This is a genomic window from Corynebacterium nasorum (assembly GCF_022347325.1).
In the GTDB taxonomy this organism is placed as follows: Bacteria; Actinomycetota; Actinomycetes; order Mycobacteriales; family Mycobacteriaceae; genus Corynebacterium; species Corynebacterium kefirresidentii.
Genome location: NZ_JAKRDU010000003.1, coordinates 57699 through 76581, shown reverse-complemented (window position 1 = coordinate 76581; position 18883 = coordinate 57699). Strand labels below are relative to the sequence as shown.

Here is an 18883-nt window from a genome sequence, read left to right as displayed (position 1 = left end):
ATACCCACAAATACAAGACTGGACGGTCTACCCTATTACCTGCCATAACAAGGGAAAAGAAAGTTTTGTATAGACTGATTAGTCTATTTAAATACCACCGCCGGGTTCGATGCTCCTGGAAGGGTCTGGATGTGGCACGATAGGTAGTATGTCTACTCCAGCAATCGCAATCGTCGGCATGGGCCCACGCGGCATTTCCATCTTGGAACGCCTCTCCGCCCGCATGGACGATTCCAGCGACCCCATAACCGTCCACCTCATCGATGATGCCCAACATGGTGCCGGCCGCATCTGGGAAACGGACCAAACCAAGACCCTGTGCATGAATACTCGCGCCGGCGCTGTCACCCTTTTACCGAGCCCGGCTCCACTGTGGACGCCCCCGTGCTCGAGGGCCCCATCCAATACGAGTGGATTCAGCTGCTGCGCGGCGATGGCGACAATGTCTCCGCCGCCAAGCGCGAGCTTTTTGAGAAGTATCCTCCGGCCGCACATATTGCGCAGGACTACCGCGAAGAACTTGCCGCTACCCGCCCCGAATCCAACCCCTCGCGCGCGCTGTATGGCGAGTACCTGCGGTGGGTCTATGACGTGGTCATTGCTCGCCTGCCTAAGAGCATTTCCACCGTGAACCACTTCAGCCGATTGGAAACCATCAGCGAAGATGGCCACGTAGACGTGCTCCGCTTGGCCGATGGCTCCGAGGTGCGCGCCGATGCCACCGTGCTGGCCTATGGCTGGATGGTTCCGGAGTACAACGAGCAGGAAAAGCAGCTGGCGGCTTCGGGCCTGAACTGGATCGCTCCCGATAACCCAGTGGAGCAGGACTATGCCGCCATCCCCGGCGGTGAAGACGTGCTGGTACGCGGGCTGGGCATGGGCTTTTATGACATCATGGCGCTGACCACCATCGAGCGCGGCGGCACCTTCGTGGTGGATTCTTCCACACGTTCCGGCCTGCGCTATGAGCCCTGCGGCGACGAGCCCAACTTCATCATTTCCTCCGGCCGCGGCTATCCCTACCACCCCAAGTCCGAATACGGTGAGCTGCCGCCTACCATGCCACGCCGCCGTCTGAAGAATGTCATTGCGGAGCTCAGCGGCACCCAAAACATCGACTTTGACGCCCAGGTTTGGCCCGCTATCGCCCGCGATAGCTACGAGGCCTATATCACCACTTTGGAGCGCGTGCGCCCGGATTCCTTGCTGCGCCCGCGCGCAGACATTCTCGAGGTCATCGATGCCACCGCCCCGGATGAGCTAGGCGCGGCTATTGCGCCCATGGTTACCGAGCCGTGGGACATGAACGATCTCATGTACCAAATTGCCGGGTTTACCGGGGACATAGATGAGCTCACCGAGCATATTGCCCAGTCCATGGAAAGCGATATCCGGGAGGCCTCCGCCGGCCACGACTCCCCCATCAAGGCCGCGCTATGGTCGCTATCGCAATCGCGCAAGCCCGCCTCCATCCTTGGCGCGGAGGGCCGCTATACCCGCGAGTCCCGCACCGGCCGCTATGCCCAAGTAATGTCCTTTGGCCAGATGATAGGTTCCGGCCCGCCGCTCTTCCGCGTGCGCCAGCTGCTCGCGCTTGTTGACGCCGGCTTGGCCCACTTCCTAGGAGATCACCCCACCCTGGCCATCGAGGCAGATCACTTCACCCTAACCTCCGGCCCACGCTCGGCTTCTGCACCCACGCTTGTCGACGCCTTTATGCACCGCCCCGATATCCGCACCGCCGGCGATTCCATGACCCGCTGCCTGGTAGATTCCGGCCGCGTTCGCCCCTTCCCCGACCACGGACAACCCACCGGTTCGCCGGAAACCGATGGGACGACCCGCCGCACCGTTCACCCGAACGGCGAGCTGGATGCGCGCCTGCACATTGTGGGCATCCCCACCTATTCCCAGTGGCCAGATACCACTATTTCTCCGATGCCGGGAACCGACCCACTCATGTTGCAGGAAACCGATAAAACCGCCGGTTCCCTCCTCGCCGTGGTGCGCTCCTAAGCCACCACCGCGCTAAGGGCTCGGTCCCGGTCCTGGCCCCGGTCCCGCGGCCTATAGCGCGTCGAGGGCCTGCTTCAAGTCCGCGAGCAGGTCATCGATATCTTCGATTCCGATTGAGATGCGCACCATATCATCTGGCGGCACCAGCTCGGATCCTTCCGCGGATACGTGCGTCATATTCTTCGGGTGCTCGATGAGCGATTCCACCCCACCCAGCGATTCCGCTAGACAGATAAGCCGCGTATTGAGGCAGATCTGCTTGGCATGCTCCGCGCTATGAAAGCGCACGGACATCATGCCGCCAAATCCGCGCATCTGCTGTGCTGCCAACTTATGCCCTGGGTGATCTTTCAGCCCTGGGTACAGCACCTGCTTTACCTCGGGGCGGCCCTGCAGGAACTCTGCCACCTTTTGCGCATTGGCGCAGTGGCGATCCATCCGCACCGAAAGAGTCTTGATTCCGCGAGCCGTAAGGTAGGCGTCGAAAGGCGAGCTCACCGCACCCACATTGCCTTGGAAGTAGAGCAGGCGCTCGTCCACGTGGGCATCATTAGTAACCACCGCACCGCCCAGTACATCGGAATGCCCACCCAGGTACTTGGTGGTCGAGTGCAACACATGGTCCGCGCCGAGCTCCAATGGGTTCTGCAGGTAAGGCGTAGCAAAAGTATTGTCCACTAGGACCTGCGCGTTGCCCTTAATCTTGGCCACCGCGGCGATATCGGTGATATTCAACGCCGGATTGGTGGGCGTTTCCAACCAGATGAGCCTGGTATTGTCCTGGACCGCCGCGGCTACTGCGGCGGTATCACTGGTATTAACGATGGACATCTCCACGCCCCACTCAGTGAAATCATTCAGTAGCCGGTAGGAACCACCATAGGCATCATTACCCAAAATGACGTGATCCCCTGGGCGCACCAAGATCCGAATCAGCGTATCGGCGGCGGCCATGCCGGAAGAGAACACGCGGGCATACTCAGCGCCCTCTAGCGCCGCTAGAGTGCGTTCGAGCGAGCGCACGGTGGGGTTTGCCACGCGTCCGTATTCGAACCCGCCGCGCAGCTGCGCTAAGCCATCTTGCGCAAACGTGGTTGACGCATAGATCGGCACATTGATAGAGCCCATGTGCGGGTCTGGGTGGTAGCCGCCATGGATGGAACGGGACGTAAAGCCTTGAGCGAGGTTCTGCGTGCTGCGTTCTGTCATAGCAACACAGTCTAGACCAAGCTGTTCACTTGCTAAGGAAAGATAGGTATTTATTTTCACCCACCTAGCCACCCACCACTCATCGCGTTTTCAGGCTCGGCCTTTACAATGGGCGCGGTTCCCATTGTCCACGACTAAGAAAGAATGATGAATACGCAATTCTTAGCCTCAGCCGCTTCCACCAAGGACTCGGCCGTCGAGTCCGTCTCTAGTTTTTGGAATGACGAGAAGGTGCAAAGCTGGCTTATCGAGCGCCCGATTCGCATCGCCGTTATCCTTATCCTGGCCGTCATTGCCCACTGGCTCCTCCACCGCATTATCAACAAGGTGGCCGAAAACAGCATCAAATCTTCCGGGCTGGATAAGCAGCGTTTCCGCGGAAAATTCAAGGGTCGAGCCAACCGCCCCGAACCGACCCAGCAAGAAGAGGCCATGCGCCATACCCGCGAAACCCGGCGCGCCTCCCGCATTAAGACGCTAGCCGGAGTGGCCCGTTCCGCCGCCGCTATCTTCGTGTGGGTATGGGCCGTTATTGCCATCTTGGATGAGCTAGACGTTAACGTGGCACCGCTTATCGCCTCCGCCGGTGTTATTGGCGTCGCCCTTGGTTTTGGCGCCCAGGCACTGGTGAAGGATTTCCTTTCCGGCATCTTCATGCTCATTGAGGATCAATACGGCATTGGCGACGTGGTTGACCTTGGCAACGGCGTCTTTGGCGATGTCGAGTCCATCTCCTTACGCATCACCACGGTCCGCGATATCGACGGTGCTCTGTGGTACGTGCGCAATGGCGAAATCCTCCAGGTAGCTAACCACTCCGATGAGTACTCCGTTGCCCGCATCCAGATTCCTGTGGGCCTTTCTAATGACCCAGAGCTCGCCGGCGAGGTCATCGAGGACGCAGTGAAGGAAGCCGCGCAGGACGATAAGGTACGCAAGCTCATCCTCAGCACGCCCCGTGTGGATGGCATGTCCGGTTTCGAACCGGACTATGTTTCCTTCCGCGTGTCTACAAAGACCCTGCCGGGCAAGCAGTGGGACGTCCAGCGTTTCCTGCAGTCCCGCGTGCTCAATGTCATGCACACTAAAGGCATTACTACCCCCTACCCGCACGGCATCGGCATTCCCGATCCCCGCAAGGAAGAAGAAGAGTAAATGGATTCTGTTTATGAGGCTATTGGCGGCATGGAGACCTTTGAGCGCCTCGTCCACGGCTTTTATTCCCAGGTCAAAGAGGACAATGTCATCGGTCCCATGTACCCCGATAATGACTGGGAAGGCGCCGAGCAGCGCCTCACTTGGTTCTTGGCGCAGTATTGGGGTGGCCCGCAGCTCTTCTCTGAAAACCGCGGCCATCCGCGCCTTCGCATGCGCCACGCCCCCTACCCCATCGATATAACCGCGCATGACCGGTGGCTAGAGCTAATGGGTAACTCCCTCGCGGAAATCGACGAGGAAACCATCCCACCGGCCTACCGCGAGATGATCTGGGATCATATGCAGCGCGTGGCCGCCATGATGATCAACAAGGCACCATAATCGCACCGTCTTGCCCCGCCCAAGAGACAAGCCCGGCTCCCGCAATTTAGCGAGGAACCGGGCTTGTGGTTTATCTAGCCCACACTATGGGGACCTGATGCTTAGTCTTCCCAGTCAAAGGCCTTACGTACAGGCTCGGAGACCAAACGGCCACCACGAGTCATTACGCCACCCTCTAGGCCCGGGAAGCGCTTGATGGCGGCATCCAGGCTGTCATTGGCCACCGCGCGAATGTAGGGCAGGGTTGCGGAGGACAAGGCACGGGTGGAGGTATTGGCCACCGCACCTGGCATATTCGCCACGCAGTAGAACAGGGTGTCATGGACCTGGAAGGTTGGGTCATCGTGGGAGGTCTTCTTGGAGTTCTCGAAGCAACCACCCTGGTCGATGGCGACGTCCACGAGGACGGCACCCTTCTTCATCTTCTTTACGGTCTCCTCACGCACCAGCTTTGGTGCAGCGGCGCCTGGGATGAGTACCGCGCCAATGACGAGGTCAGCTTCCTGCAGTTCCTTATCGATGGTGGCCGGATCCGAAATCAAGGTGCGCACGCTGCCGGCGTACTGGTCATCGAAGCGCTGCAAAACGTGCGGATCAAGGTCCAGTACGGTGACCTCGGCACGCAGACCGTGAGCCATGGCAACGGCGGACGCACCAACCTGGCCACCGCCGATCACGACGACGCGTGCTGGCTGGGTACCTGGAACACCAGAAACCAGCAGACCGCGGCCGCCCTGCGTGGACAGCAGGTGGTGGGTGCCCTCGATTGCGGCAAGGCGGCCTGCCACCTGGGACATCGGGGTAAGAAGTGGCAAGGTACCGTGGCGGTCAGTAACCGTCTCATATGCAATGGCCGTGGTATTGGCGTCAACAAGCGCCTCAGTCAAAGGGCGGTCCGCGGCAAGGTGCAGGTAGGTAAAGACGGTAAGGTCCGGACGCAGGTACTGGTACTCAGACTCGAGCGGCTCCTTGACCTTCAGCAGCAGTTCCGCCTGTGCCCAAGTATCCTCCGCGGTGCCAACGATGCTGGCACCGGCGGCCTCGTACTCGGAATCCGGGAAGGATGCGCCTTCACCAGCACCGGTCTCAATGAGGACCTCATGGCCGTCGTGAACGAGGGTCTGCGCGCCGCCCGGGGTAAGAGCCACGCGATTCTCGTTATTCATGATTTCTTTAGGCACGGCAATACGCATTACACAATCTCCTTGCGGGTGGAGTAAATTACATCGACCACGTAAGGGTAACGCAGGACACGTTTGCGTGCGGCACTATGTTCATGAATTCACAAAGCGGGGTAGCAACGCAGCAAGCCATCTTGTAAATGTGCAGTTCAAAAGAGTATTGACCCCACTTGGCCAGAGTCCCCCTCCCCCTAAGACGGACCGCTTTTCGGACAAAATCTCCAAAGCAGGGCGCGTGCGCGCCGATTCTGTTGAACAGAACCGCTACGTGGCAGGCCGGTTTTTCGCGAGCGAGCGAAGTTAGAACAGCGACAAGCGGGTGGAACGGTAGATGCTGCCAAAGGGGGCGTCGAGGCGCACCCACCTGCCTAGCTGAGCCACTCGCAGGTGCCGCGGCACATCCATCGGCGCGGAAAAGCCCGGGATCAAACCCAAATTGGTGCAGGCAAAAATCATGCGCATGGGGATTTCCACCGTGGCACCTTCCCCCTCGACCGTGACAACGGTCTGATTCAGCAAGCTGGATGGCGGGCCCATGGGGCCAGAAAATTGCCGGGTCAGCTGTTGGCCCTTATCGGAGAGCTCGCGCACCACGGTAACTGGCAAGGTATCGACCACACTGTAGCCAGTGGCCGGCGGAAGCGCTCCCGGCCAGGACGCATCGCGGGCAGGTCCCAAATCTAGCGTTCCGCTCGATTCGTGCTCCTTGAGCTGCTCGGCCAGGGTAGCCGCAGAAACCACTGCCCCATCGCGGGAAACGACGCCCTGCACGCGGCGGGAGGCAACCACCTCGAAAGGTGTGGTGACAAAGACATCGACGACGTCGTCAGTCAGCTGGCGTAGCCGCACCGAAGCACCCGAATCCAAGCCAACCGCGCGCGTGACAAGGGCCAGAAGGCCAGGTCCACCGCTTCCAATTTCTAGAGTTTCGGTGACCATGCCTTCGGGCCCTGCCTTTCTCATCTTCGCTCCGTTCCGCGGTTAATTGGCCGCGGTATTTTGCAGAATATCCTTTTCCTGTTCCGTCAGCGGACGAGGAGTCTGCTGCTGACGATCAATGACTACCTGCACGCACTCCACGGTTGCCGCGACCTCGCCCTGGTCATCCTTGACCTGCTGGGTGGTGGTAAACGAGGTGGTACCAATCTGCGAAATGGTAGTTTCTACCTCCACCGTAGTGGTGTCCTTAAACTCCATCGGGCGAAGGAAGTCCACATCGAGGTGGCGAACGAACGCAATGAAGTCAAGGCCTTTGGAATAGATATGTTCCTTCGCAAAGGCCAAGCGCGCTTCCTGGGCGAGCTCGATGTAGTTTGCATTCATCATGTGGCCGTACATATCAAAATCCGACCAGCGGGTTTGAATACGATACGTGTGCACACTTGGGGTTGCCATCATTCTCCTCAGTAAAGGCTTCAGCTACTTAGCGGGTCAGCTTGCGGTGGGTCACGCGAGAAGGACGGGCTGCCTCTTCACCAAGGCGGTCGACCTTATTCTTCTCATAATCGCCGAAGTTACCCTCAAACCAGAACCACTGACCTTCTTCCACATTGCCTTCCCAGGCCAAGATGTGGGTACAGGTGCGGTCCAAGAACCAGCGGTCGTGGGAAATGACCACGGCACAGCCCGGGAACTTCTCGAGCGCGTTTTCCAGCGAGCCGAGGGTTTCCACATCCAAGTCGTTGGTCGGCTCGTCAAGGAGGATCAGGTTACCGCCCTCTTTCAGGGTCAGCGCCAAGTTCAAACGGTTGCGCTCACCACCGGAGAGCACCTTGGACGGCTTTTGCTGATCCGGGCCCTTGAAACCGAAAGCGGATAGGTAGGCACGCGAAGGCATCTCGTTTTGGCCCACGTGAATATAATCCAGGCCGCCGGAGACGACCTCCCAGACAGTTGCCTCGGGGTCGATATTCTCACGGTTCTGATCCACGTAAGACAGCTTGACGGTATCGCCCACCTCGACGGAACCGGCGTCCGGCTGCTCCAGGCCAACGATGGTCTTAAACAGGGTGGTCTTACCCACGCCGTTCGGGCCGATAACGCCCACGATGCCATTGCGCGGCAGGGTGAAAGAGAGGTCCTTAATCAAGGTGCGGCCATCAAAGCCCTTCTGCAGGTCCTTGACCTCCACGACCTTATTACCCAAGCGCGGCGGGGTAGGAATCTGGATCTCTTCGAAGTCGAGCTTCTTGTACTTCTCGGCTTCTGCAGCCATCTCCTCGTAGCGCTCCAGACGGGCCTTGTTCTTGGCCTGGCGAGCCTTCGCACCGGAGCGTACCCACTCCAGCTCGTCCTTCAAGCGCTTGCGCAGCTTCGCGTCCTTCTTGCCGGCAACCTCCAGACGCTCCTGCTTCTTATCCAGGTAGGTGGAGTAGTTACCCTCGTATGGGTAGAGCTTGCCGCGGTCAACCTCACAAATCCAGCCCGCGACGTGGTCGAGGAAGTAGCGGTCGTGGGTCACGGCCAAGACAGCGCCCGGATAATCAGCCAAGTGCTTTTCCAGCCACTGCACAGACTCGGCGTCCAAGTGGTTCGTAGGCTCATCGAGCAACAACAAGTCCGGCTCGGTAAGCAGGAGCTTAGCCAGCGCTACGCGACGGCGCTCACCACCAGAAAGGTTGGTCACCGGGGCATCGGAAGGCGGGCAGCGCAAAGCTTCCATTGCCTGCTCAATCTTGGAGTCGACCTCCCATGCATCAGCAGCATCGAGCTCTTCTTGCAGCTTGCCCATTTCTTCCATGAGCTCATCGCTGTAGTTGGTGGCCATTTCTTCGGCGATCTGCTCGAAGCGCTGCTTCTTTTCAAAGATTTCGCCCAAGCCCTCTTCGACGTTGCCGCGCACGGTCTTCTCGTCGTTGAGCGGCGGCTCCTGCTGCAGGATACCCACGGTGGCGCCCGGATCTAGGAAGGCCTCGCCATTGGAAGGCTGGTCCAAGCCGGCCATGATCTTCAAAATGGAGGACTTACCGGCACCATTGGGGCCGACCACGCCAATCTTGGCACCTGGGTAGAACGCCATTGTTACATCGTCGAGGATGACCTTATCGCCAATTGCCTTGCGCACGTTTTTCATCGTGTAGATGAATTCGCCCACTTTTACCCCTTTGCAAAAATTTGGGAGACGTATTTATCTACACAAACACTACATCAGAACCACCGCTCGAGTGCCTCGGGTCAGGTACGCCCGAGGCGATCAAGCCGGGGAGGAAACGCTTAAGCGTTCACTGGGGCGGATTCTGCCTCGGCAGCCTCCTCTTCCACTTCGGCGTCGAAGGCATCTTCTTCCCCACCGCGTGCAGCTGCGGCTCGTTCGGCAAGGTAGCGGTCCGCTGCGGTATCGGCAGCGGTGTCTCCCTGCCCCGCCTGCTGCGACGGCAGGCTGTGGTCCACGTCTGGTTCGATAGCATTGTCCCCCAGCTCTGGGACCGCGATATTTTCCTGGTTGTACTGCGGGACGAGGCGCTTTGTACCGATAACGTGACGGTTCAAGTCCAGGCCCACGTACTGCGCCTTAATATACGTGCGGAAATGATCGGCACCCTGGTCATCACGCCATTGTTCGGTAACGAGGGAACCCACAATGACGAGAGGCATGCCTTTTGCCAGGGATTTGCGCACGTTGATGGCGAATTGATTCCACATCTCGACGTCGATATAAAGGTGGTCCACGTCGCGCCACTGCGGGGCCTTGGCGTTTGGCCCTTCCATATTGTCCACACCGGCATCGGCTTGGCGGTCCGGAATCCGGCGAGAGGACGCGACGCGCAGCTTGGCTTTATAGGCGCCAGTAGAGGTTTTGGTCAGGATTGGATCGCGGGTGAGGCGACCGGTCAAGGTAATTGGGTATTGGGACATGGTGCTAGAAAATCCTTTGCTGGGATAGTTGGGAAAGCGAGTTTGGTTTTCCTCGCTCGTTTCCACATCCTGATACCGGCGCGCAAGCCGCACCATGCCGGCAACCCCAACCCTGTGAATAACTTGTTGGAACCGTCAACAAAGATTGATTTTTGGGAGGATTTTTAGACGGTTATCCACAGGCTAGCGCCCGCGGAAGCTCGATTCATCGCCGTGTCCCATATCCTGCAGCATCGCGTTATAGCGTTCCAATTCGGCATCCTCATCCGCATCCGCCTGCATGTCATGGCGGCGGGCAGTAGCCCGGTCATCGCTCAGCCAATCCAGGAAGAGCTTGCCAAAGACGATGACCAGCGGGAACTGGCCAAAGCCCCACGCAATGCCGCCGCCCACGCGCTGATCTTGGAGCAGATCCTGATCCCACGGCAGGTCCAAATACTGATAGAAGTCGGCACCCAGCACGCTTTGCAGCTGCATGAGATATACACCAGCAAAAAGGTGGAACGGCATGGAAAGGAATAGCACGGCCAAGCGGAATGGGGTAGATCGACGATTGGGAAGCGGGTCCGGCCCGATGATTTCCCAAAAGTAGAAGCAGCCAGAAACGATGAACGCAAAGTTCATAATGAGGTGGCCTGCGTGTTCCGAGATGGCAAATTGATACAGGCTCGGGAACAAATACAACACGTACAGGAAAAATAGGTACTGCACGAGATTGACAAACGGATTGGTAATAAACGCGACGACCTTAGATTGGGTGGCCGCCAGCGCATAGTCATGCAGGCTCGGCTGACCCTTTGGCCCAGGCTCAAAGGCCTCCATAAGCAGGGTCAGTGGTGCACCAAGGACGAGCAGAAGCGGTACCGCCATCGACAAAATCATATGTACCAACATGTGCATCGAGTACATCGCTGGCATATAAAGTCCCAGGCCGGTAGACATCACGAGGGTCATACCCAACGCGCCGCTCATAAACCATGCAGTACGTCCCTTATTCCACGTCAGGCCACGCTTATGCACGCGGTAGACGCAGTAGCCATACGCCGCGGCCAAGAGCAGGCCAATGGTGCCGAACATGATGTCAAAGCGGAACATGGTCCACACATTGAGCACCGTGGGCTTTTCAAAGAGCTCATAGCCCATCAAAATCTGCATCGAGTTGAGGTTCGGATCGCGCGGCGCTGGGGGCACGGTGCGACCCAGCGTAATGGCCACGCCAATGGTGCCGGCCATAACCGCTACTTCCACAATGGCGATACGGATAAAAAGGCGCGGATCCTTGCCCAGCTGCGGGATGGTGAGCTCGCGGTGAGCAAGGCCGAAGATTCCCAGCAAAATCGTGAGTACGAACTTAGTGATCAAGATGATGCCGTAGGCAGAATCCACCAAATCGGAGATATTCATGCGGATGAGGGTGTTGATCAAGCCCGATACTGCCAGCACCACAATGGCCATGAAGGCAATGCCGGAGTAACGCTTTACCGCAAAGGCGAGATTGGGGCCAAGGCGCCGACCATGGGCGATTAGCGCCATGAGCCCGCCTACCCACAGCATGACAAAGACCAAGTGCCACAGGAGCGAATTGGTGCCATAGTCGTGGTCACCACCAGCCGCGGAATGGCCTTCCATGCCGATGGGCACAACCTGCAAGATGGACAAGAAAAGCAGCACCGGCTGCATCGACCAGCCGCGACCGCACAGGCCAAGAACGCCCACGACAAGGGCGATGAGTACGGAGATTCCCCACACAATGGTGGTAGAAATTTCCGTCAACGCCATCTTCATAGTGGAAGGTTCAAATACCTGAAAAAATGGCGCTCCGGTGAGATCGGACATAATGAGCGGAATTTCCACTAGCCCCACGGCCGCCACACCAAAGGAAGCCCAGGTACCTGTGCGCGCGGCGATGTGGCCGTCGACGGACAAGGGGGCGTCGATAAGCGCAGCGTTGTCTCCACGCGGAGCAATGAGGAACGACGAGGCGAGGAACGAGCCGATGGACAAAGCCATGAGTATCCAAGCCAAGCCGCGAAAGAGCGGCAGGCCAAAGGTGGTAATGCGGCCGGGGTCCGGAATTCCCAGGGCCGCTAGGGAATCAGCGAGGAGAAACAGGGAAATGAAACCAGCGATCAAGCCGGCAATAAGCATCGCTGCGACATAAATTCCCCAGGAAGAACGAGGTTTCTTCCCCGCTTTATTTACACTGTTAACCTGCTCATTTGCCATAGTGCGCATTGTATAGCGCAACCTAGTTCCCCACCTAACACACATTTTGTCTTTACATGTGCCATGATGGAGCTTATGGACACCCGTCAACTTCTTTATTTTCGCGCCGTTGTAGACAATGGCTCTTTCACGCACGCTGCCGAGTCCCTCGACATGACCCAGCCGTCCCTGAGCCTTTCCATACGAAAGCTAGAAAAGGAACTTAATGCCCAGCTCCTTTCGCGCGGGCGCTCCGGCGTCTCCACCACGGAGGCCGGCGATTATGTCTATGAAACGGCCGTCAAGGTTGACGCTTTACTGAACGAAACCCAGCGCCATATCAGCGAAATCACCGGCGACAAGGCCAGCACCGTTTCCCTCGCCTCCGCCCCCATTTTGAACTGGGAATTTACCCCTTCCGCCCTGGCCGAACTGAAGCGGATTTACCCCACTGCCACTATCTCGCTGGACGACGCCGCGCCGGCCACCGCCATCAAACGCCTGCTGGATGGCCAGGTAGACCTAGCGCTTTTGCCGACATCCGACCCGAAAGCCTTCCTCCGCCGCTACGCCCACGAGCTCACCATCCACCAGGTGGCCACGTTTGATTACTCCGTCGCCCTACCCCAACGCCTTGCAGGGCTTGAGTCTCCCGTCTCGCTCGCGGACCTGCGCGGCGAAGCCTGGCTCATTCCGCCGCGCAGCCGCGAGCTTCCTGAGCTAGCAGAATTCTATAGCGACCTGTGGAATAGCCGCCCTGGCCTCAAGCCAGAAAGGATCCAGGAGGTAGCCAGCCTCAATAGCGCCATTCCCATGGTCTCCAGCGGCCTAGGCGTAAGTATCGTGCCCAATTGCGCACCTGCTGTGCAGCCACAGGGCATTATCAACCGCCCAATTTCCGATGAGCTGCCGCACTACTACGCCATCGTGGCCTACCGCACGGATCGCGAGCTGACCGCTGCCGCCCAAGACTTGGTAGACATCCTGCGCGCCCCGCAGCGCACCCTGGCTTAGGTTTCCCCGCCGTCGTGGGCTACTATGAGTGGGTCATAAGCCCCCATAGCTCAGTGGATTAGAGCAGTGGGTTTCTACCCCATGTGTCGCGGGTTCGAATCCTGCTGGGGGCACCGCGCGAAGCCTTGAGGCGCCGAGTTTCTCGCCGCTTCAAGGCTTTTTGTTTACGCTAGGTCTCACCATGCCCCATCCCGGAAAGGATTAACCATGTCGCTTCCCGCCCCCTCCCGCACCTCCTATGCCCTCGTCACGGGAGCCAGCCAAGGCATTGGCAAAGCCATGGCACAGGATTTCGCTGCCCTGGGTTATAACGTCATCCTCGTGGCCCGCCGCCGCGAGTTACTGGAGTCCATTGCTGCGGAGCTCGAGCAGAGCCACAATATTGACGCCATCGCCCTACCGGCGGATCTCGCCGTGGCTGACGACGTCGCCCGCGTAACCGACACCATCGCCACCCACGAGGTGTCGATCCTGGTTAATTCCGCCGGCATCGCCAGCTTCGGCCCCTTCATGGACCAGGACTGGTCCTACGAGACCACCCAGTTTGAGCTCAATGGCACTGCTGTCCATCACCTCACGCGGGCCGCCTTGGAACACATGCTGCCGCGCCGCAGCGGCGCCATTTGCAATGTCGGCTCTGCCGCGGGCAATATCCCCATTCCCAATAACGCCACTTATGTCTTCACCAAGGCCGGCGTTAATGCGTTTACAGAGGCCCTACACTACGAGCTAAAGGGCTCCGGCGTATCTTGCACCCTGCTCGCCCCCGGCCCAGTGCGCGAGGCCACTATCGCCGAAGAAGACCAATCAATCGTGGACAAGGTAGTTCCGGATTTCTTGTGGACCACCTATGAGTCTTGTTCCCAAGAAACAATTGCAGCGATGCGCCGCAACCAGCGCCGCGTGGTGCCAGGGCCCTTGTCGAAGGCTATGAATACCCTCAGCCAAGTGCTGCCCACCCCGGTAATTGCACCGCTGGTGGGCAGCTTCTACGCCAAGATGGGCTAAGCCCCGGCGTCTTCTAGATCCTTGTTTTTGAGCACGCTGTCCTCGCCGCGTGCTCGTTTGCGCTCTACCCAGAAGTCTGCATTCCTGATTCCCAAGGCCTCGGGGTCGAACTGCGGATCCTTGCCAGCCTTCTTCTGCTTCTCATAGTCTTTGAGTGCCTTGATGGCAGGAACCTGGAGGAAGAGGATGGCAATGATATTAAGCCATGCCGTCGTGCCAACGCCGATATCACCGAGCGCCCACGCCGCCCCCGGGCTGGTGGTAGCACCGACGATGACGGAGACAATAATCAACGCGCGCAGCACCCAAATCAGGCCACGGCGAGCAGCGCGGGAGCGTACCCACCGGTTGAAATAGGTCAGGTTAACCTCGGACATGTAGTAGTACGCTAGGACCGTCGTAAAGGCGAAAAAGGCAATGGAGACCGCGATGAAGGTGGGTCCCCATCCTGCAAAGACGCTATCGAGACCGGACTGCACATAGCCAGGCCCCACCTCAACGCCTTCTGGCAGCGAACCGTGGTAGACCACTTCACCATCCTCGGAGCTACCGCGGAAGACGGTGTACATATCTGTAGAAATGATCATGAACGCGGTAGCCGAACAGACAAAGAGCGTATCGACGTAGACCGCAAAGGACTGCACGAAGCCCTGCTTAGCTGGGTGGGAAACCTCAGCGGCTGCAGCGGACTGCGGACCGGTGCCTTGACCGGCCTCATTGGAGTAGATGCCGCGCTTTACACCCCACATGATGGCCGCGCCGAGCATGCCGGAGAAGCCGGCTTCCATATTGAAAGCAGATTTGAAGATAAGCCCGAAGACCTCTGGAATCTGCGAGAAGTTCATGCACATGACCACCACAGAAATCACAATGTAGATAACCGCCATAAAGGGCACGACGATGGTGGCGAAGTTCGCAATACGCTTCACGCCACCGATAATGATGATGGCCAAAATGCCCGCCAGGACAACGGCCGCCCAGGTAGAGTTCACGCCCCACGCGGTATCGGCCGCGGCAGCTACCGCGTTGGCCTGAATTGCGGGAAGGAAGTAGCTGGTTGCCAGGATCATGGCGACGGCAAAGACGATTCCGTAGACCACCATGAAGGGCGCAGCTTTAGTGTGCTTGTAGGCCTTCTCGATGTAGTACGCAGGCCCTCCGCGGTATTCGCCGGTGTCCTGGTCCTTTTCCTTGTAGATCTGGGCCAACGTACATTCGATGAACGAGGTGGACGAGCCCAAAAGCGCCACTGCCCACATCCAGAACACGGCACCAGGTCCACCGAAGGCAATGGCCGTGGACACGCCGGCGATATTACCCACACCCACGCGGCCAGATAGCGAGACCATCAAGGATTGGAAGGAAGAAACGCCGTCTGCGGATTTTTCTCCGTTCACGATCTGTTTGAGCATGTCCGGAATGCAGCGCACCTGCAAACCGCGTGTCACCACGGTGAAATAAATACCCGCGCCGAGGCATAAAAACACCAAGACAGGGGACCAAATTACGGTATTGAGGGCATCGAGGAAGTTTGCCATCTGGTCTCTCCTAAGTCTGTCGCACCTCCCGAATGAAGAGCGATACCCCAGAGTATGCCCTAACTCACACTACGATATGAGGCAAATCACCAATTATTTTTATGCAGAACAGAAACACACTCGCGGGAAAGCCGCCCTACCCAGTGGCAATCACCCCTCCAGAACAACCCCGCCCGTACCCCATCTAGGGGTAAAAGGAGGCGGGAGTAGAATGGGCCGCATGCCACATTCCGACATTGCCGCAAAGCACGACCGCCTCGTTTGGATCGATTTGGAAATGACCGGCCTGGACCCCGAGCGCCATGTCATCGTCGAGGTCGCCGCCGTCATCACCGATGGCAATCTCAACATCCTGGGAGAGGGCATCGATCTGGTCGTCCACGCCACCGAGGAGGAGCTGGCACAGATGGATTCCTTCGTCACCGAGATGCATGCCAATTCCGGGTTGGATAAAGAAATCCGCGAGTCCACCACCTCCATCGGCGAGGCCGAAGATGCCGTACTTGCGCTCATCAACGAGTACTGCGATCCGGAGCACCCCGCTCCCCTGGCCGGCAATTCCATCGCCACTGATCGCACCTTCATCCGCACCTATATGCCCCGGCTCGATAGTGCCCTGCACTACCGCATGATCGACGTGTCCACCATCAAGGAGCTTGCCCGCCGCTGGCACCCGCGCGCCTATTTCAACCAGCCCGATAAAGGCATGGTCCACCGCGCACTGCAGGACATCATCGAATCCATCCGCGAGCTAGACTTCTACCGCCGCAGCGTCTTCCGCACCGATGAGGGCCCTACCTCCCCCGAGGCGGAACAGATAAAGGCGGAAACCACCGCAGATTACCAGGCGTTTTTGTAATTTAGGCGGCGTGAGTTAACCTATACCTCGTTGCTTTAAAGCAGCGATGGTGGCTGTAGTTCAGCTGGTAGAGCACCAGGTTGTGATCCTGGGTGTCGCGGGTTCGAGTCCCGTCAGCCACCCCAAGTGCCCGAGCCTTGCGCTCGGGCTTTTTCAGTTTTCTACCTGCATGCTCGCCAGCAGCTCCTCCGAACGAGCCCGGCCGGCAATATCTGGCATATCTCCGGTGACCACAAACTCACTAACGCCTAGCCGCTTGCCGACGCCCCTTAGTTCCTCCCTCACTTCCTCCACCGTTCCCCAAACGTCATGGGCCAACGCCTCCTCTATGCGCCGGCGCTGCTGCCCCGTGAGGGCATCCATGTCCAGCTCGCCCGCCGGCCGCAAGGTCGCGAACTCGCCGGTCGATTGCGCTCGCACCTTCGCATAGGCTTCCGGCAACAAGAGATCACGGGCGGCCGCGGACGTCTCGGCAACGGCGATATTGAGCGAAGAGATAATAGGCGGGGCGTCGGCAAGCGCATGTTCGCGATACACTCGCGCAGCGGCCTCCTGCGTGGCTACAGGACCGCCCAGAATGACACCAAGTCCCAACTTTGCCGCCACCATTGCCGAGCGAAAGCCCGCCAAAACATAGAGCGGGGTGCCCCTATACTCAGGCCTGACCGTCACCGCCTCTTCGCCGCGCAGGTAGCGCAAGAGCGTGGCTAGCTCCGCCTTGAAGCGCTGCTTCACCTCGGCCGGTTCCCCCTGGCGCAGCGCCTTTCGCACCGGCGAGGTAAACCCGACGGAGGAGCCAATCCCTATATCAATGCGCCCGGGATACAGCGCCTCGAGGAGATTAATCTGCTCGGCCACCAGAAACGGCGGGTGATTGAGCAACATAATGCCGGCCGTGCCCACCCGAATGCGCTGCGTCTGTGCCGCAACGTGCGCCGCGAGCATCCCCGGCTGCCCCGCTGGTATTCCCGGCACACCGTGATGTTCGGCCACTAGAAAGCGCTGAAACCCTAACTTCTCTACGTGCCGGGCGTGTTCGGCCACCTGATCCAGTGGGCCGGCTGCCCCGCGGTCCAAAACAGAAAAGCGCATGGCCACCACTGTAGCCATGCGCTTGTGCCTTGCGCGGCCCCTAGCCGCTACTGATTAGCGTCCGTGTTACCTTTAGACCACTCGTCCCAGGACATATTCCAGTCACCGAGACCGTCCAACGCATTAAGCGTCTCGCCGTAGGTGTTGAATACCCGCACCACGTCGCCACGCTTCATCGTCTCCTGGAACCACTGCGCAGCCTCCGGCGTCACGTTGACGCAACCGTGGGACGTATTGGTATTGCCCTGCGCCCACACGGACCACGGAGCGGAGTGGACATAGATGCCGGAATAAGACATTTGCGTAGCCCAGTCCACGGTCGTGCGGTAGCCGCCCGCGTCATGGGCTAGGCCAAAGGTCTCCGAGTCCATGACTAGCTGCGGGTGCTCATCGCCGATAACGTAGCGGCCATTGGGCGTATCGTACTGATAATCGCGGCCAAGCGAGACCGGGATGGCACGCAAGAACTTCTTATTCTTAAAGACCTTCATCGTCTTGGTGGCGTTATCAATAATGGCCACCGTGCGGTCACCGATGGTGAAATTCGTCTTGGCGTTTTCACCGCCATAGATTCCCCCACCTAGGTCCTTGCCATACTGGTCCACCTTTACTTCAACCTTAGTGCCCGGCTCCCAGTAATCCTTCGGACGCCAGCGCACCTCCTGGTTATTGACCCAGTGGAAAGCGCCTTCCACCTTGGGGTTAGTGCTCACAGTAATGGTCTTTTCAGCCGCCTTCCGGTCCGTAATTGGCACACCGAAATTCACCCCAATAACCTGACCGACGCCGACTTCAGAATCCGGGATAGGGGAAAGCGAGACTTCGGCAACACCCGCTGCTTGCGGGGTGGAAAAACTGAGGCTCTTCTTGTTGCCATCTACATCGGAGGCCACGATGGAATAAGTGTGGTTATAGCCCAAGTCCTCCGCAGTAGACCACGTCTTGGCGTCTTTAGAGAGCTTTTCTTTAACTTCCACGCCCATTTCATTGGTCATGGTGACGCTCTTGAGCTTGCCCGTGGTCTCCACGGTGACTGGCTTGGACGGATCTACATCCGTCGCCCCGTCCTTTACGGAGGCTACAAGGCCGTCTTTCTTTTTGTCGGACTCTTTGCCGCCGTCCTTGTCTCCATCCGCATGTGCGGCGGCGGTGGATTCTTGGTCGGCAGCCTGATTCTCGGCTGAGGAATCAGAGGAGCAGGAGGCGGCGGCTAGGGAAATGCACGCAACGCCCACGGCCGCTACGAGACGGCGCGCGATAGGGAGGGAATTTTTCACTGAGTTGCCCTTAGACACGTAATTGCTGCTTTCAAAGACCAACATAGATTAGCGTCTCCCTCCGCCAATTACCAGAAGCCACTTCAGGCA

The 18883-nt window shown here is 58.6% G+C and carries 15 protein-coding genes, 2 tRNA genes and 1 pseudogene; 8 read left to right on the top strand and 10 right to left on the bottom strand.

Features of this window, described 5'->3' with window-relative positions; genetic code table 11:
• The first annotated feature begins 148 nt into the window (after window positions 1-148).
• A pseudogene (locus MHK05_RS04000) lies at window positions 149-2016 on the top strand (FAD/NAD(P)-binding protein).
• 51 nt (window positions 2017-2067) lie between these two features.
• On the opposite strand, the gene MHK05_RS03995 reads toward MHK05_RS04000, so the two are convergent.
• Complete coding sequence (locus tag MHK05_RS03995; protein ID WP_200288714.1) at window positions 2068-3225, bottom strand: cystathionine gamma-synthase; 1158 nt, start codon at window positions 3223-3225, stop codon at window positions 2068-2070.
• Window positions 3226-3369: 144 nt separating this feature from the next.
• On the opposite strand from MHK05_RS03995, the gene MHK05_RS03990 reads away from it, so the two are divergent.
• Both MHK05_RS03990 and MHK05_RS03985 read left to right on the top strand, forming a co-directional pair.
• Complete coding sequence (locus tag MHK05_RS03990) at window positions 3370-4380, top strand: mechanosensitive ion channel family protein (protein WP_200288713.1); 1011 nt, start codon at window positions 3370-3372, stop codon at window positions 4378-4380.
• On the top strand, window positions 4381-4764 hold the full coding sequence (locus MHK05_RS03985; protein WP_023020897.1) for a globin: 384 nt from the start codon (window positions 4381-4383) through the stop codon (window positions 4762-4764).
• Window positions 4765-4865: 101 nt separating this feature from the next.
• On the opposite strand, the gene ald is transcribed toward MHK05_RS03985, so the two are convergent.
• The 6 genes from ald to MHK05_RS03955 all read right to left on the bottom strand — a co-directional run bounded on the left by ald (window position 4866) and on the right by MHK05_RS03955 (window position 12035).
• Window positions 4866-5957 (bottom strand): alanine dehydrogenase, encoded by a 1092-nt coding sequence (ald, locus tag MHK05_RS03980; RefSeq protein ID WP_023020896.1) that lies wholly within the window; start codon window positions 5955-5957, stop codon window positions 4866-4868.
• A 288-nt stretch (window positions 5958-6245) separates the two neighbouring features.
• A complete protein-coding gene (locus MHK05_RS03975; protein ID WP_239204951.1) occupies window positions 6246-6884 on the bottom strand; it encodes a DUF8185 domain-containing protein in 639 nt (212 codons plus the stop codon).
• Window positions 6885-6926: 42 nt separating this feature from the next.
• Window positions 6927-7343, bottom strand: coding sequence for an acyl-CoA thioesterase (locus MHK05_RS03970; protein WP_034660154.1), 417 nt, complete (start codon window positions 7341-7343; stop codon window positions 6927-6929).
• A 25-nt stretch (window positions 7344-7368) separates the two neighbouring features.
• Entirely contained in the window at window positions 7369-9039 is a 1671-nt protein-coding gene (gene ettA, locus MHK05_RS03965; RefSeq protein WP_023020893.1) for an energy-dependent translational throttle protein EttA, read from the bottom strand.
• A 119-nt stretch (window positions 9040-9158) separates the two neighbouring features.
• Window positions 9159-9800 (bottom strand): single-stranded DNA-binding protein, encoded by a 642-nt coding sequence (locus MHK05_RS03960; protein WP_239204949.1) that lies wholly within the window; start codon window positions 9798-9800, stop codon window positions 9159-9161.
• A 183-nt stretch (window positions 9801-9983) separates the two neighbouring features.
• Window positions 9984-12035 carry a bifunctional copper resistance protein CopD/cytochrome c oxidase assembly protein gene (locus tag MHK05_RS03955; protein ID WP_239204947.1) on the bottom strand — a complete coding sequence of 684 codons (2052 nt, stop codon included), beginning with the start codon at window positions 12033-12035 and terminating at the stop codon, window positions 9984-9986.
• A gap of 66 nt (window positions 12036-12101) precedes the next feature.
• On the opposite strand from MHK05_RS03955, the gene MHK05_RS03950 reads away from it, so the two are divergent.
• The 3 genes from MHK05_RS03950 (at window position 12102) to cmrA (ending at window position 14027) form a co-directional block, all read left to right on the top strand.
• Window positions 12102-13019 carry a LysR family transcriptional regulator gene (locus tag MHK05_RS03950; RefSeq protein WP_239204945.1) on the top strand — a complete coding sequence of 306 codons (918 nt, stop codon included), beginning with the start codon at window positions 12102-12104 and terminating at the stop codon, window positions 13017-13019.
• 39 nt (window positions 13020-13058) lie between these two features.
• Window positions 13059-13132, top strand: a tRNA-Arg gene (locus MHK05_RS03945).
• A gap of 94 nt (window positions 13133-13226) precedes the next feature.
• Window positions 13227-14027: a mycolate reductase gene (cmrA, locus tag MHK05_RS03940; protein ID WP_239204943.1), complete on the top strand. Its 801-nt coding sequence runs from the start codon at window positions 13227-13229 to the stop codon at window positions 14025-14027.
• Here cmrA and MHK05_RS03935 read toward each other — a convergent pair.
• Window positions 14024-15565, bottom strand: a complete 1542-nt coding sequence (locus MHK05_RS03935; protein WP_023020888.1) for an alanine/glycine:cation symporter family protein — start codon at window positions 15563-15565, stop codon at window positions 14024-14026. The genes cmrA and MHK05_RS03935 overlap by 4 nt on opposite strands.
• A gap of 211 nt (window positions 15566-15776) precedes the next feature.
• On the opposite strand from MHK05_RS03935, the gene orn reads away from it, so the two are divergent.
• Both orn and MHK05_RS03925 read left to right on the top strand, forming a co-directional pair.
• On the top strand, window positions 15777-16424 hold the full coding sequence (orn, locus tag MHK05_RS03930) for an oligoribonuclease (RefSeq protein ID WP_023020887.1): 648 nt from the start codon (window positions 15777-15779) through the stop codon (window positions 16422-16424).
• Between the two features lie 49 nt (window positions 16425-16473).
• Window positions 16474-16549: transfer RNA gene (locus tag MHK05_RS03925), tRNA-His, on the top strand.
• 28 nt (window positions 16550-16577) lie between these two features.
• On the opposite strand, the gene MHK05_RS03920 is transcribed toward MHK05_RS03925, so the two are convergent.
• Together MHK05_RS03920 and MHK05_RS03915 are read right to left on the bottom strand one after the other, a co-directional pair.
• Window positions 16578-17534, bottom strand: a complete 957-nt coding sequence (locus MHK05_RS03920) for an MsnO8 family LLM class oxidoreductase (RefSeq protein WP_023020886.1) — start codon at window positions 17532-17534, stop codon at window positions 16578-16580.
• Between the two features lie 29 nt (window positions 17535-17563).
• Window positions 17564-18835, bottom strand: coding sequence for a L,D-transpeptidase (locus MHK05_RS03915; protein ID WP_396335057.1), 1272 nt, complete (start codon window positions 18833-18835; stop codon window positions 17564-17566).
• Between the last annotated feature and the right edge of the window lie 48 nt (window positions 18836-18883).